The sequence below is a fragment of the Pyrinomonadaceae bacterium genome (genome assembly GCA_036277115.1).
Classification (GTDB): domain Bacteria; phylum Acidobacteriota; class Blastocatellia; order Pyrinomonadales; family Pyrinomonadaceae; genus UBA11740.
The window spans coordinates 65,319-79,608 of record DASUNM010000011.1 but is presented as its reverse complement, the minus strand read 5'-3'; the positions used below and the strand labels follow the sequence as shown (position 1 = coordinate 79,608).

Below are 14,290 nucleotides of genomic sequence, written 5' to 3'. Positions count from 1 at the left end.
TTAGCCGTCGTTGTGTGCGGCGACTTTGACCATCGAGGGCCGTAGCAAGCGGTCGCCGATTCGATAACCGCGGGCGAGTTCTTCAATCACTGTGTCAGGTTCGTGTTTATCGGAAGGTTCAGTAACTACCGCCTCGTGCACGTGCGGATCGAAGCGTTCACCGACGGCGGCGATTGGTTCGACGCCGAAGGATTCCAGCACCTCCGCAAGTTGTTTGTTGATTAACTCAACACCGTGCAGGAAATGGCGAAACTCCGCCGACTCGCTGGTCTCAACCGACCGCTCGGCATCCAGCGCGCGCGAAAGATTATCGACGACGGGCAACAACTTTTTCGCCACGTCGCCGACGATGCGGTGGTGGGTTTCGCCACGTTCGCGCTCGACGCGCTTGCGGTAATTTTCAAAATCCGCCTGTCGTCGAAGCACCGCCTCCTGCGCTTCACTCAGCGCATTTTGCAGACGCTTCAACTCAGCGCGCGTCGCCACTAACTCTGCCACAACGGGGCCGCCCACCGCATCACCTGTGGCCTGCGGCTCGAGCTCGTCCGGATCGTCATCTGCGATCGTCAAGGCATCATTGGCAATTTCTTCTTCGGTCACGTCTTCGCCTTCAAAGCGAATCGGAATGCGGTTCCCGCCCTGCGATTTTCGGTCTGACGCCATAAATCTTCGCGTGATGTTTCAGTTTTCCAGGGAATCGAAGCGGACGACCCTGCGTTAGGGCGCCGCTTCGTTCGACAGTGCACGTTCGATAAACCGTGCAAGATAGTTTACCACAGCCATTGTGCGGCCATACTCGATTCGCGTGGGGCCCACGACTCCCAATGTGCCTGAGACTTCACCGTCCAATCGGTACGAAGCAGTGATAACTGCGCAGCTCTTCATTGAGGGCATAACGTTCTCGTTGCCGATGATCACTTTCACATTACGAGGGATCGGATCGCTAGCAAGACACTCGGTCAGGATTTTCACCAGCCGTGATTTCTCTTCGAGCGTTCGCAAAAGTTCGCGCAGCTCTTCGCGATTTGCGAACTCAGGTTTGGTCAGGATATTAAAAGCGCCGTCGATATAAACCTCTCCACCGCTACTCTCTTCACCTTCCATGCTTCGTTCGCACAACAAGACAGCGTTTCGCAGCAACCCGTCGTACAAAGCTCTTTCTTCTTTCATGCGGCGAACCATCTCTGCGCGGATGGCCCGCAGGTTCTTGCCGCGAAATTCGGTGTTGAGATAACGCGCGATTCCATTCAACTCGTCCTGCGTGAATTTCTCGTCCAGTCTAATGACTTTGTCCTGCACAACGTTTGGCGTTGAGACAATCGCCACCAGGATCCGGCTGTCCGGAAGATTCACGAAGCTGATGTGTTGCAGTCCGTTATCCGCCAGCGACGGCCATACCACGATCCCTACGTTCTCGGACAACTCAGAAAGCACATGTGACGCGCGCTCCATAAGGCGATCGGGGCGCGCCGTTAGTCTCTCGACGGTGCCGATGTCCTCAATCGCTTTCAGATCCGATTTCGACAGGCGCGTGCCGCTGATGATGTTATCGACGTAGTAGCGGTAGCCTCTATCTGTGGGAATGCGACCAGCGGACGTGTGCGGTTGCTCAAGCAACCCAAACTCATCCAGCTCAGCCATCACATTGCGGATGGTGGCGGAACTCCACCCGGATGCGTGTGCAAACTTTTCCGCCACGGTGTGCGATCCAATCGCATCTCCGGTGCGCAGATGTTCGTGAATGATTGCGGCGAGCACCGCCTGGCGCCGCGATTCCGCGCTCGGCCTGGAGGACCCGGATTTAAGACTTCTGTTACCCATGTTCTTTGTCGCCGTCACGCGGCCCCGCGGGGTCCATCGTCTTTGAGACGACAACTGTCGGGTCAGTATAGCCAAGAACGAAAAGTGCCGCAAACCCTTTAATTTCAAGATTTCGCGAGCTGGTGCGCGCAGGTCGGCAACGGTGCGGCGAGCCACCTTGTTTACCGTAAGTTACTCTGTTGCTTTGACTTGGCTTTGAACAAAGCTCTGAACCATGACAAGACTCAGCCAGCGAGCTGCCTACCCGCGTATTTTCGAGGGTTTTGGGGCAGTCTCGCGACGGGTTTGACGCCCGTTTCAACTGGCCCATAAGATGGCTCCGTCAGACACTCCGGGACATGGCCCAAAATATCCTTCAGCTTCAGCGAATCTTTGGCGAGGCCTTTCGTCAACTCGACCCCAAGGGTCGCCGCTTTCGGTTGGACAACGCCGATATCGAAGTACGATTTTATCCATACGCCGGGCTTCATCACACGATTCGAGTGCGTTCCGGTCGCGTCTATGTTCGGCTCTCGGATGTATTCGAGTCCGCGCCACCTGATGTCATGCATGCTCTGGCTTTTCTGCTCGTCGCGCGTTTACTTTCACGCAAAGCGCCGTCGGCTCATGAGAAGGTCTATCGCGCCTACGCTTACAGCCCGAACGTTCTGCGGGCTTCAGATATCGCGCGGCAAAAGCGCGGCCGGAAAGTGATTTCCTCAGCGCGCGGCAAAGTTTACGACCTAACTGAACTGTTCGAGCGGATCAACCGGCGGTATTTCCACGGCGCGATTGAGAAACCTGTGCTCACGTGGTCGAAGCGGAAGGCTAAGCGAATCCTCGGCCATCATGACGCTGTTCACAACACCATCACGATCAGCAAGGCCTTGGACGCGCGCGACGTGCCCGAGTGGTTCGTCGAGTACATCCTTTATCACGAGATGCTGCACATCAAGCATCCGGCCAAGATTATCAACGGCCGCCGCTACTATCACACGCCCGCATTTCGCTCTGAAGAGCAGCGTTTCCCGCGCTATCAGGCGTCGCAGGAATGGCTTGACCGCGTCGTCCGTAAGCAGCATGAACTAAGAGCCCGCGCGGCGTAACGGCGAGGTGCAAAGGGCCAAGCGTGGTGCTCCCCTAGCCTTTGCCCTTGGCTCTTTGCCCTGGGCTCCTTTGCCCTTGGTTCTTAACTTTTTACCCCTTTGCCCTTACCCCTTTGCTCTTAGCAGTCTTTCCGGAACTTTCTCCTGGCCGCCACGTTTACTCAATACAGGTAGGTGGGCTCCTCCTGAGAGCGAGCAACCCGAGCTTGAGCCAAGTCGAAAGACTTACTCGTGCAAAGGTTGCTCGTTCTGTTTATGGGCGCTGGACAATCCTACAGCCGCCTCGCTAGACTACACGGTTTGTACACCGGCGCGGATCGTTCACAACCTGCCGCGCGAACCAATTAAGGAGCATTCGAAGTTAGTAATGGCAATTCCAGCAACCCAGATCCGCCGCGGTATGGTCATCGTTTTTGAGGGAAAACCGTGCAAAGTCATGGAGTTTCGGCATCACACCCCCGGAAATCTGCGCGCCATGATTCAAACCAAGCTGCGCGACATCCGCACCGGCTCGTCTTTCGAGCACCGTTTTCGCTCGGCCGACACGATCGAACGGGCCTCGCTCGAACAACATGAAATGGAGTACATGTACTCCGACGGTTCGCACCATCACTTCATGAACACTGAGACGTATGACCAAACGGCCTTGAGCGACGAGGAGTTGGGCGATGCGGCGCAGTGGCTTAGTCCCGGACTGAGGATTCAGGCGGAATTTTACGAAGGCTCGCCAATCGGAATCGATCTGCCGCCGTCGCTGGAGTTGACCGTCACCCAAACCGAGCCATCGATGAAAGGCGCGACCGTTTCCAACGTCAATAAGCCCGCCACTCTGGAAAACGGCGTCACCATCCAGGTTCCACCCTTCGTTAACGAAGGCGATCGCATTCGCGTCGATCCCATCGAGAGCCGTTACATCGAACGCGCAAAGTAGCTCGAAGTAGCATAGACTTTAGTCTGTGCCCGTTCTTAACTGTTAAGATACGCACAGATTACGTCTCTGCGCGATGTACTTCATCTACAGTCTGCTTCTAACGCTTGGCTTCATAATTCTCCTCCCTTGGTTTGTTCTTGAAGCCCTGCGCAGCGGCAAATACGTAACGGGCCTGCGGCAACGGCTCGGGAATCTCCCCGCTTTCAACGCAAATGGAAAACCGGTCGTCTGGCTCCACTGCGTGTCAGTCGGCGAAGCCCAGGCGGCACAATCGCTGGTCCGGGAAATAAGCAAACGATTTCCGAAGTTGGCCCTGGTCATCTCGACCACGACCGCCACCGGCCAACAGGTTGCGGGCGAACTTTTCCGCGACCAGGCAGCAGCAATTTTTTACTTTCCGATAGATTGGGCGTGGACAATCCGGCGAGTCCTGAGCCGGCTTCAACCCGCCGCCATACTCGTGATGGAAACTGAGCTGTGGCCGAGAATGTTTCGCGAAGCCCGCAAACGCGAGATTCCTGTGGCCTTACTGAACGGACGAATTTCTGACAAGTCGTTTGGTCGCTACAAACTTGTGCGGCCTTTTATTCGCCGAGTTCTGAATGATCTGACGCTCGCGGCGATGCAGACGTCGCAGGACGGGGCACGGATCGAGCAACTCGGGATGCCGAGCAATCGAATAAGCATCGCCGGCAATCTAAAGTTCGACAGTGCCTCTACGACGTCTGATTTTGATCTCGGAAGTGAGATTCGGAACCGGTTCGCTTTCCACGACTATCGTCCACTGATTGTCGCGGCCAGCACCCACGACCCGGAAGAACGTGTTGTCATCGACGCGTTCAGGAGCGTTCGCCAAACACATTCCGGCGCGCGCCTGCTGATCGCCCCACGCCATCCGGAACGTTTCGCCGAAGTGGCCGCTCTGCTGTCCAACTCCGGGTTCTCAGCAGTGCGTCGTTCCGCGACACCTTCAGCCGATGATGCCGGCGCCGATGTGGTGCTTCTGGATTCCATCGGAGAATTACGCGCGGTGTATCCACTCGCCGACGTGGCCTTCGTGGGTGGCAGCATCGCGCCACACGGCGGGCACAGCCTCATCGAACCCGGGGCACATGGCGTCTGCACGGTCACCGGTCCGCACACGCAGAACTTTGCCGCAGTCACGCAGGCATTGCTGGACGAAGACGCTTTGATTCAGCTAAGTGAAAGTGACGAACCAGCAGCCGCCCTCGCCCGCGTGTTCACTGAACTGTTGTCGGATGAACCGAAGCGGCGATCGATCGCCGCGCGAGCCAAGGCTGTCTGTGACCGGAATCGAGGTGCAACTGAGCGGACGATCGATCTCATATCACCTCTGCTCGCCGTTACTCCGGCCGAATCCGGCGAAGGGCTTCCGTTTTCGCCGCTTCACGCCGCCACTGCAAAATGAACCGGGCCGCAACCATTGCGCTCGCTCCGCTGAGTTTCCTGTACGGCGCCGCCGTAAACATTCGCGCTGCACTCTATCGAAATGGGATTTTCAAAACGCAGACAGTCGGCGTTCCGGTGCTTAGCGTGGGCAACATCACGACCGGTGGGACGGGAAAGACTCCTTTGGTTGAATGGATTGCGGGTCGCCTATCCGAACGACATCGAGTCTGCATTTTGACGCGAGGTTATCGCAGGGCAAATCCCTCTCAACGAATAGTCGTTTCTGACGGCGAGCGAATCGTTGCCGACCCCGAGCAGTCAGGTGATGAAGCGATGATGCTGGCGCGGTCTTTGGTGGGCAAGGCTGCGGTTGTCTGCGATGCCAATCGCGTTGCCGGCGCTCGTTGGGCGATTGAGAACCTAAACGCTGAGGTGCTGATTCTCGACGACGGATTTCAACACGTGCGGATCGGACGCGATCTGGACATCGTCACTCTTGACGCTACGAATCCGTGGGGAGACGGCCGGCGTTTACCAGCCGGAATTCTTCGTGAATCCATCCACAGCCTGAGTCGCGCCGACTGCATCGTCGTAACGCGCAGCAACAACGCGATAGAAACCGGCCTGCAGGAACGAATCAAACAAGCGACTGACGCACCTGCTTTTCGTTCAACGACGGTGATTAGTCGAATCTCGGCGCTCGGTTCTCCACAAGTCGAGGCAGACAGAGGCACTCTTCGGCAGCTTCCTGTCGCCGCTTTCTGCGGCATCGGCAACCCAAACGCTTTCTTTCGACAGCTCCGCGACGAAGGGTTCAATCTGCGACACACCGAAGTCTTTCGCGATCACCACAAGTACTCACAAACAGACATCGACCGTCTCACGCAACACGCCACCGATGCCGGCGCCCACGCACTAATCACAACCGCAAAAGACGCGGTCAAGCTCACATCGATGCGCTTTCCGCTACCCTGCTACGTCATCGAGATCGAGATGCAGATCGAGGAAGCTGACACACTGCTCGCCTTAATCGACGAAGCAATCGAAATACGACGTTATGAATTGAGTCGTTAGGGCTGGTCCGGCGACGCTGCCGCTCCGGGTGTCGGAATTGTCCGCACGGTGGGCGAAGGTCTGGGGGGCGGCGGAGGCGGGTCATCTTCAGGCGTAGGCTGCGCTGGTTGATTTGAGTTGCGATTTCCGCGACCTGTGTTGGTGTTTTCGTTGCTGCCAAAATTTCCCGTCACCTTCGCGGGAACTTTGGTGGCTGTCTCAACCGGGGTGCCGAGCGGCGTCGGAGTCGCAACGCTGATGGGGCGAACGTCCATCTCGCTCTGCCCTGTCGGTGTGCCGGTCGGCTGAACCGGCGTGCTGTTTGGATCAGCGTTAAGAGGAAGCTGATTTGGATCCGCGGGCGAGCTGCCGCGCGTCAGCAAAAACACCGCGGCGAATACCACGACCAGCGCGATCACCGCCGGCACAATGACGCGCCAGGGGTTGAAACGATCGATCGTGACCGCCGGCGCGGGGCTTGGCGCTCTAACAAACTCAGCGGACTGCGGAGCGGCGACTTCATGCCGAGGTCGCACGATCGTTTCTTCGTCAAGATCATCTATGGCGGCCGTCATTGAGACCGGTGTGTTCGCGTTAGTTGCCGCCGCCGCGGCCACAACCGGTACTTCAACAACGTCTTCACTTGCCGCGTCTGCCAGGGCCGCCGACAACTCCCCTGCTGACTGGAATCGGTCGATTGGCTGTTTTGCCAGCGCGCGTTTGATTACTCGATCAACCGCTGCGGGCAACTGCGATTGCGACTCGAGGACGGAAGGCGGCACGTCCTGGACCTGTTTCATCATGACGACGGTTGCCGATTCGCCGGTGAAAGGAAGCTTGCCGGTTAACATCTCGTGCACGATGATTCCCAACGAGTACACGTCTGAACGGGCATCCAGCGCGCCTGACTGCGAACACTGTTCAGGCGACATGTACTGTGGCGTTCCGACAACCAGATTCGCCTGAGTGATCTCGGCGTCCGCGGCGCTGCCGACGGGTTGCAGGATCTTCGCGATGCCAAAATCCAGCACCTTGGCCCACTCTTCGCCGCCATTGTGACTGACGAGCATGATGTTCTCGCTCTTTAAATCGCGATGAATCACGCCCTGGCCGTGCGCCGCATCCAGCGCGCCGGCAACCTGCCGCACGATTTCCACAGCCCGCCCGAGCGACAACGGTCCTTCCTTGGTAATCGCTTCTTTCAGCGTGCGGCCGTCGAGGTATTCCATCACCAGGAACACCACGCCATTTTCAGCCTCGCCGAAATCGGTGACGCTAACCGCGTGCGGGTGCGAAATCTTCGAAGCGGCTTTTGCCTCGCGTGAGAAACGCGCGACGACGGCGTCATCACCGGCCAGCGATGGACGCAGGACTTTGATCGCGACGGTCTTGTCCATCAGCACATGCCGGCCGCGATAGACCGATCCCATGCCGCCCGTCTTGATCAGCTTTTCAATTTTGTATTTCCCCGCCAGCGTTTGCCCGAGATGAGGATCGTCCAACCTCTTCAACACGGACGCGTCCGCCGAGCACAGCGTCATCTTGTCGGGAAATTTTCGTTCGCAGACGGGACAGACTTTCATTTATTTTGTGATGGAGAGAATTTGTAGCGTAACAGATGCGCACGACCGCGGCAAAGATGCACGCGGGTACGCGCGCGTCTCACGTGCAGCCGTCGCATCACACTTCCGTTAAAGCACTGCTGAGGCGTGCGTACCGACATACAAAAAACAAAAAGCGAGCGGCCACAAAAGCTCCGCTCGCTCTTCTACAATCGATCGCGTTCGGTGGTTTAGACCTTAACGAACACGATCAGCAGCGCAAACAGTACGAGTGATTCAATCAGCGCGAGGCCGAGAATCATCATGACCTGAATTTTGCCTGCCGCGCCGGGATTGCGCGCTGCGCCTTCACAAGCCGCCGCGCCAATTCTCGACTGTCCCAACGCACCGCCGACGACGGCGATTGCGAAACCCACGCCCGCGGCGATTGCCTTAACACCGCTGGCACTGGCCGCCGCCGCTTCGGCGGTCTGCGGTTGCGCGAAGACCGACGTCGCCGCAATCAACACTGCGACGGTAGCCATCAAAAACAAACCAAACTTTCTCATGGTTATCTCCTCAAACTTGGCGAACCGCTCGAACCTCGGCCGGAATGATTTCGCCCGCATCCGGTATCCACCGCCCCTCTTACAACGGCGCTCCAGCGATACAGACTATGACAAATGGATTTAAGTGGCTGTTGGTCCTTGTCGATTCGCGATTTGCCGAACGCGTCAACGTGCGCGGCGCAGCGCCGCATCGCTCGATCGCGTATTTATGAAGCCGAGTGGCACAGACTTTAGTCTGTGATGCGCCGGATAACTCACCGACTAAGGTCTGTGCCCCGCTCGTTTAAGTTAAAGCCGGCGCGAGCATCTCCGGAGCCTCGCCGTCATGATCGTGCTCTCCGTGCTCATCATGTGGATGAGAGACCTCGCTGATGTACAACTGCGAAAGCAGCACAAACACAAACGTCTGAATGAAGGCGACGAACAAACTGAGCGGCAGCAACAGCACCAGAATCAGGATGTTCGGTACGACAAAATTCGAGTAGGGCGGAAACAGATGCGTGAACGTCTCCATCACCTTCTCGTCCGAAAAGATGTTTGCAAACAGACGAATACCGAGCGTGAACGGCCGAATCAAGTTGCTGATCAACTCAATCGAGAAAATCAGCGGCGCGATCCACCAGATCGGCCCCGCCAGATGCTTCAAGTGACCGAAAATGCCGTTCTCTTTAATGCCGATGTAGTTGTAATAAAGAAACGATGTCAGCCCGAGTGCAAAGGTGACGCTGGTCGACGCCGTCGGACTCATGAACAGCGGGAAGAATCCCATCAGGTTCGAAATCAGAATCAGCAGCGCAAATGTCATCACTACCGGAAAGTACTGCAAGCCGTGTGGGCCGACGATGTCCTGCAGCATGCTGCGAACGGCGAGCACGCCAACTTCCAGCGTTTGCTGACCGGCGCCCGGTTCGTCCTCAGAAAGCTTGCCTTTCAAAATCCAAATCAACGTGACGGTGAGAATGCACGCGAGGACAAACATGATCGTGTACCACGGGATAGCGTTCTCAGGCGTGTAGGCGCCGAACGCTGCTTCAGGGGTCGTGCCGAACTTCGCGAGCAACCACTTCCACTTCGGGTACGTGTGCTTCATCTCGAAGGCGTGAGCCTGCGCACCAAAATAGTGATTCACGAGTTTCACCAGGATCGGCGCGTGGTGCACCGCCTGTTCCTGCGCCGCGGGCGCGTGCTCGGCGGCCTTCGCCGCCTCATCGGCACTCAGCAAAAAGAACATCAAAAAGATTCCTCTCGACGAATGATTACGAAATAGAACTGACGGCCGGCTTCGACAAATAGGGCCGGCACGAATGCACAAAGACCGGCGATCGTCGCGGCCAAAGAGATTAAGTTCAACTGATATCCGGCGAACACGGCGATCGCAATCACGAAATAGCGGAGGCCATGCTTCCAAAGTTTCAGCCGCGGCGTCACGCCGGCGTTTTGCATATCCAGCAGCGCCGCGACCGAGCCGCTCAGCCAACGGTGATTCAGCAACGACAGCAGTCCGCCCAGCAGAAGCCCGGTGGTAACGCGCCACGGCGCCACAATCGCGCTTACGGTCACGGCAATCGCGACAGCGAAGATCATCGCGCGATAGATGCGCGCTTCCGTGGTATCGGGGCGAAGGAGTTCGCCAGGCACACTGTTAACTATTTCATTCACGAATTAAGCGGATGATTTTACATGGGAGTTGTGCGAGTTGCCAACTGCGGAAGCGGTGTGCGGTAGCAAGCGATTAAGATTTGGAGTGCGCCGACTTGGCGGCGCTTTTTCATCGTGAAAGCGGCGTCTAGCCGCCGCACTCCATATTTGCCCAAAACTCTTGCGCTCTGCGATTTCCAGTGACAGAATTTCGCCGCGTCGGGGAACCTCACATGCCGGACACCAACTCTGCAGATACCCAGCCTAAACGCTTTCGCATCGCTTTCTCATTCGCAGGCGAGAAACGAGAATTCGTCGCGAAGGTCGCCAACATTCTTGCCGCTCGGTTCGGTGAAGACGAAATTCTCTACGACAAGTTCCATAAGGCCGAATTTTCTCAGGCGAATCTTGGATTCGATTTGCCGAAGCTCTACCACGATTCGACTGATTTAATCGTCGCCGTCTTCTGTCCCGATTACGCGAACAAAGAGTGGTGCGGCCTGGAGTGGCGTGCAATATTCGATTTGATCAAGAAGGGCCGGTCGAAGGATGTGATGCTAACTCGATTCGGGTACGTTGAAGGAGAAGGCCTTTACTCACTTGCGGGATACACAGACCTCCAGCACGAAACGCCTGAGTCGACAGCGATCACAATCCTCGAACGCCTGGCGCTAAACGAAGGTTCGCCCAAAGACCATTACGCAAAGCCGGTCGTTGCCAGCGGCGACACGCCGCGCACGTCCATCCCGCACAATCTGCCATCGCTCCAACCCTTTTTCGGGCGCGAGGATGAATTGAAGAAGATCGCCGATGCACTGGATCCCGAGTCGCGGACTTGGGGCGCCCTCATCGATGGCCCGGGCGGAATGGGGAAAACTTCGCTCGCCGTGCGCGCTGCCTGCGACGCGCCGCCAGATGCTTTCGAAAAAATCGTTTACGTGTCGCTAAAGTCCCGCGAACTCGACGACGACGGCGTGCGGGATCTTTCCGGCTTCCTCATCAGCGGACTCGCCGAGCTACTCAATGAACTTGCCAAAGAACTCGGCCATCCAGACATAGCTAAGGCAATCGAGAATGAACGCCCGCGACTGCTCCTCGATGCACTGCGCGGAACCAAGACGCTGCTCATCCTAGATAACCTCGAATCGCTACTCAAAATCGAGCGCGACACTGTTTTCACGTTCGTCAATAAGCTGCCCCACGGCTGCAAGGCCATCCTCACCTCGCGCGTGCGCATCGGCTCCGGAGCGACGGAATTGATTCTCGAAAAACTCAGCGAAGAGGCCGCGCTCGCGACGCTCGCCAAGCTGGCCGAGACCAATCCCGCTCTAGCGAAGACTAATGATGCTGAACGCGCCACGCTTTACCGCGAAACCGGCGGCAAGCCGCTGCTGTTGCGCTGGACGGCAGGGCAGATTGGCCGTGGCAGCTGCGTCACGTTCACCGACGCCATTTTCTACCTGCGCTCTTGTCCAGAGGGGAATGACCCGCTCGAGTTCATTTTCGGGGACTTGGTCCTCGATTTCAGCGAAGCCGAGACGCACACACTTTGCGCGCTCACTTACTTCACGCTGCCGGCTAAAGTGGAACACATCCGCACTCTCGCGAAGCCGCTGTCAGAGAGCGAAGGGAAGCGATTAGAACGCGTGGCCGAGCTCAGTGATTTTGCTCCGCTGGTAGAATCCTCAAACAAAGAGCGCAATCGTAAAGAGTTGCTGAGTGAGGCGCAGGTAACGACTGCGCTGAAGTCGCTGATCAACCGGTCGCTGGTCCTCCCGAGCGAGGAGTTGCAGACATTTACGCTCGTACCGCTGGTCGCCGACTTCTTGCGGGTGAAGAAGCCCGAGGTATTGCGTGAGACGGGCGACCGGCTGGAAAACCTCGCTTACGCCCTGGTGGTTGAGAACGGCTACGACAATCATGACCGCTTCCCCGTGCTCGACGCCGCATGGCCCACTGTCGCCGCCGCGCTGCCGCGCTTCCTCGCCGGGGAGAACGGTCGGTTACGGACCGTGTGCGATGCGCTATCGACTTTTCTAAATTTTTCTGGGCGGTGGGATGAATGGCTCGCCCTCTCGCGCGATGCCGAGAGCCACGCGGTGAGTGCTGGCGATTTCAACAGTGCCGGCTGGCACGCCTACCACGCTTGTAGTGTCCATTATTTGCGCGAGCAATCGGCCGAAGTGCTTGCCTGCGCTGACCGAAGCGAGAACTACTTGCGCCAAGCGAAGGCTGGCGCCCGCGAGCGAGCCGCTGCAATCAGCTTGCGCGGTTTCGGGCACGAATTGGTGAAGGATTACCCAGCCGCCATCATCGCATATCGTGAAGTCGTGAAACTACTGCATACTTTGGGCGATGACACTCAGGATGTCGCCACGGCCCTGAGTTGCCTTGCCGATGCCGAGAGTTACGACGGGCAGCTTGACGCAGCCGAACGCGACTATCGTGAGGCCCTCCGAATCGACCTAATTGTGGGTAACGCAGAAGGTATCGTAACGCGTATAGGGAATTTGGCCGCATTAGCCACCGACCGCGGCGACTGGCCCGGTGCGGAGATCCTGGCCCGCCAAGGTCTGCCGTTGGCCGAGAGCCTCGGTCGTTTAGACTTTCTCGCCGGATGTTGCCGCTTACTGGCCAAGTCTCTAGTGCGACAGGGGAAGATGAAGGAAGCCCTCCCTCACGCTCGGCGCGCGGTAGAAATATACGAAAAGCTCGGCTCCCCCCGCCTCGCCGCTGCGCAGCAAACCCTCGCAGAGTGTGAGAGCTCCGAAAGTGATGCCGATTGAAGCCTGCGCGTGAACTGAGCGCGGGCATCCCTGCCCTCTTGAGCGCGTAGCGCGAAAAGTCTTTCAGTGACGCACTGCGCCTCGCAGACAAAGATGCAGGTTTTCTTTCTTTTTCTCTAGCCCAGCCGTTTACGGCTGGGGGATCGGTGAATCCCAAACAGCGATGAAGCCCCATTAATGGGGCTTCCTTTTCATGCCTTCGATTTTTCCCAGGCGCAAACGCCTGGGCTACAGAAAACGGAGTTCCTTCAGAGGCGTAAACGCCTGGCTACAGAAATGGATTTCTTCGCTCGCCTACCGCAACTGTCGCGGTGGCGGAGGCGGCTTCTGCGAATCGTCGGGACTCTTCAAACCGGTTTCCGACAACATCTCTTTGATCGTGCCCACGCTGGAAAGCATGCTCGCCGTTTCCACCGGCATGAAGATGACCTTCGCGTTGTTGCTCCTGGTCATGTCGCGCAGGCTTTCAATGTAGCGCGTTGTGATCAGGTACTGCGCGGGATTGCCGTGCTCTTGCATAGCTTGAGCCACCTGCGAAATCGCCGTTGCCTCCGCCTCGGCCTGCCGGAGACGCGCTTCCGCCAAGCCTTCGGCGTGCAGAATTTGCGACTGCTTCTCGCCCTCTGAACGAGTGACCGCCGCCTGCTTCTCGCCCTCGGCCCGCGTAATGGACGCCTGCCGCTCACCCTCTGCCTGCAAGACCAACGCGCGCCGGTTGCGCTCAGCGGTCATCTGCTTCTCCATCGTGACCCGCACGTCTTCGGGCGGATTGATGTTCTTAACGTCCGTGCGCGTTACTTTCACTCCCCACTTGTCGGTAGCCTCGTCGAGAATCAACCGCAGTTTCGAATTGATCTGATCCCGCGAAGAGAGGGTGTGATCCAAGTCCATCTCGCCCATCACCGCGCGCATACCCGTAATCGTTAACTGCACGATGCCGCCCACCAGATCGTTCATCTCGTACACCGCTTTGATCGGATCGATGATCTGCCAGTAGACGACCGAATCAACGTGGATCGTCACGTTGTCGCGCGTAATCACCGGTTGCGGCGGCAGGTCGATGTACTGTTCGCGCAAATCGATCGAAGTCATCCCCGATCGCGCATTCGTCCAATAAACGGCACGCGGCTTGTCGAAGAACGGAATGATGATGTTCAGACCGCTCGAGGCAACGCGACTGAAACGCCCGAGCCGTTCGATCAGCATCACCGTCGCCTGCGGCACAATCTTGATTGTCTTCACCGCTACAACCAGCAAAAAGATGCCGAGAAAAAGCAGTAGAAAGATCGTTACAAAACCGGCGAGCGCTTCAGCCTGAAACAGAAACAAATTTGCGAGTGACATCGATACCTCCGGAAAGACAAGGGAATATTCGCGCGTCAATATAACGAAAGCGGTTCGTGAAGGAAAGCGGCTGGGTACGCACGCCTCCGGCGTGCTTTTAATTTAACGTCAA

At 57.4% G+C, this 14,290-nt stretch carries 12 protein-coding genes; 5 read left to right on the top strand and 7 right to left on the bottom strand.

Going from position 1 to position 14,290, the window contains the following annotated elements; all coding sequences use genetic code 11:
- On the bottom strand, positions 1-663 hold the full coding sequence (gene grpE, locus VFX97_02140; protein ID HEX5702001.1) for a nucleotide exchange factor GrpE: 663 nt from the start codon (positions 661-663) through the stop codon (positions 1-3).
- Between the two features lie 54 nt (positions 664-717).
- On the bottom strand, positions 718-1,821 hold the full coding sequence (gene hrcA, locus VFX97_02135) for a heat-inducible transcriptional repressor HrcA (protein ID HEX5702000.1): 1,104 nt from the start codon (positions 1,819-1,821) through the stop codon (positions 718-720).
- Between the two features lie 338 nt (positions 1,822-2,159).
- On the opposite strand from hrcA, the gene VFX97_02130 reads away from it, so the two are divergent.
- The 4 genes from VFX97_02130 (at position 2,160) to lpxK (ending at position 6,321) form a co-directional block, all read left to right on the top strand.
- Positions 2,160-2,906: a SprT-like domain-containing protein gene (locus VFX97_02130; protein HEX5701999.1), complete on the top strand. Its 747-nt coding sequence runs from the start codon at positions 2,160-2,162 to the stop codon at positions 2,904-2,906.
- 367 nt (positions 2,907-3,273) lie between these two features.
- Positions 3,274-3,837, top strand: coding sequence for an elongation factor P (gene efp, locus VFX97_02125; protein ID HEX5701998.1), 564 nt, complete (start codon positions 3,274-3,276; stop codon positions 3,835-3,837).
- 73 nt (positions 3,838-3,910) lie between these two features.
- The gene (locus tag VFX97_02120) at positions 3,911-5,266 is read left to right on the top strand and encodes a 3-deoxy-D-manno-octulosonic acid transferase (GenBank protein HEX5701997.1); all 1,356 of its coding nucleotides are present in this window, start codon (positions 3,911-3,913) and stop codon (positions 5,264-5,266) included.
- Positions 5,263-6,321, top strand: a complete 1,059-nt coding sequence (lpxK, locus tag VFX97_02115) for a tetraacyldisaccharide 4'-kinase (GenBank protein HEX5701996.1) — start codon at positions 5,263-5,265, stop codon at positions 6,319-6,321. Before VFX97_02120 ends, lpxK begins: the two co-directional genes overlap by 4 nt.
- Here lpxK and VFX97_02110 read toward each other — a convergent pair.
- The 4 genes from VFX97_02110 to VFX97_02095 form a co-directional block, all read right to left on the bottom strand.
- The gene (locus VFX97_02110; protein ID HEX5701995.1) at positions 6,318-7,883 is read right to left on the bottom strand and encodes a serine/threonine-protein kinase; all 1,566 of its coding nucleotides are present in this window, start codon (positions 7,881-7,883) and stop codon (positions 6,318-6,320) included. The two genes, lpxK and VFX97_02110, sit on opposite strands and share 4 nt — an antisense overlap.
- 209 nt (positions 7,884-8,092) lie before the next feature.
- Entirely contained in the window at positions 8,093-8,410 is a 318-nt protein-coding gene (locus VFX97_02105) for an ATP synthase F0 subunit C (protein HEX5701994.1), read from the bottom strand.
- 283 nt (positions 8,411-8,693) lie between these two features.
- A complete protein-coding gene (atpB, locus tag VFX97_02100; GenBank protein ID HEX5701993.1) occupies positions 8,694-9,641 on the bottom strand; it encodes a F0F1 ATP synthase subunit A in 948 nt (315 codons plus the stop codon).
- Positions 9,641-10,069 (bottom strand): ATP synthase subunit I, encoded by a 429-nt coding sequence (locus tag VFX97_02095; protein HEX5701992.1) that lies wholly within the window; start codon positions 10,067-10,069, stop codon positions 9,641-9,643. Before VFX97_02095 ends, atpB begins: the two co-directional genes overlap by 1 nt.
- 773 nt (positions 10,070-10,842) lie before the next feature.
- On the opposite strand from VFX97_02095, the gene VFX97_02090 reads away from it, so the two are divergent.
- Positions 10,843-12,834, top strand: a complete 1,992-nt coding sequence (locus VFX97_02090; GenBank protein ID HEX5701991.1) for a tetratricopeptide repeat protein — start codon at positions 10,843-10,845, stop codon at positions 12,832-12,834.
- A gap of 294 nt (positions 12,835-13,128) precedes the next feature.
- On the opposite strand, the gene VFX97_02085 is transcribed toward VFX97_02090, so the two are convergent.
- Positions 13,129-14,178 carry an SPFH domain-containing protein gene (locus VFX97_02085; protein ID HEX5701990.1) on the bottom strand — a complete coding sequence of 350 codons (1,050 nt, stop codon included), beginning with the start codon at positions 14,176-14,178 and terminating at the stop codon, positions 13,129-13,131.
- Positions 14,179-14,290 lie beyond the last annotated feature (112 nt).

Coding starts and splice junctions, on each gene's coding strand:
- grpE (HEX5702001.1), bottom strand. CDS start 663: ATGGCGTCAGACCGAAAATCGCAGGGCGGGAACCGCATTCCGATTCGC.
- hrcA (HEX5702000.1), bottom strand. CDS start 1,821: ATGGGTAACAGAAGTCTTAAATCCGGGTCCTCCAGGCCGAGCGCGGAA.
- VFX97_02130 (HEX5701999.1), top strand. CDS start 2,160: ATGGCCCAAAATATCCTTCAGCTTCAGCGAATCTTTGGCGAGGCCTTT.
- efp (HEX5701998.1), top strand. CDS start 3,274: ATGGCAATTCCAGCAACCCAGATCCGCCGCGGTATGGTCATCGTTTTT.
- VFX97_02120 (HEX5701997.1), top strand. CDS start 3,911: ATGTACTTCATCTACAGTCTGCTTCTAACGCTTGGCTTCATAATTCTC.
- lpxK (HEX5701996.1), top strand. CDS start 5,263: ATGAACCGGGCCGCAACCATTGCGCTCGCTCCGCTGAGTTTCCTGTAC.
- VFX97_02110 (HEX5701995.1), bottom strand. CDS start 7,883: ATGAAAGTCTGTCCCGTCTGCGAACGAAAATTTCCCGACAAGATGACG.
- VFX97_02105 (HEX5701994.1), bottom strand. CDS start 8,410: ATGAGAAAGTTTGGTTTGTTTTTGATGGCTACCGTCGCAGTGTTGATT.
- atpB (HEX5701993.1), bottom strand. CDS start 9,641: ATGTTCTTTTTGCTGAGTGCCGATGAGGCGGCGAAGGCCGCCGAGCAC.
- VFX97_02085 (HEX5701990.1), bottom strand. CDS start 14,178: ATGTCACTCGCAAATTTGTTTCTGTTTCAGGCTGAAGCGCTCGCCGGT.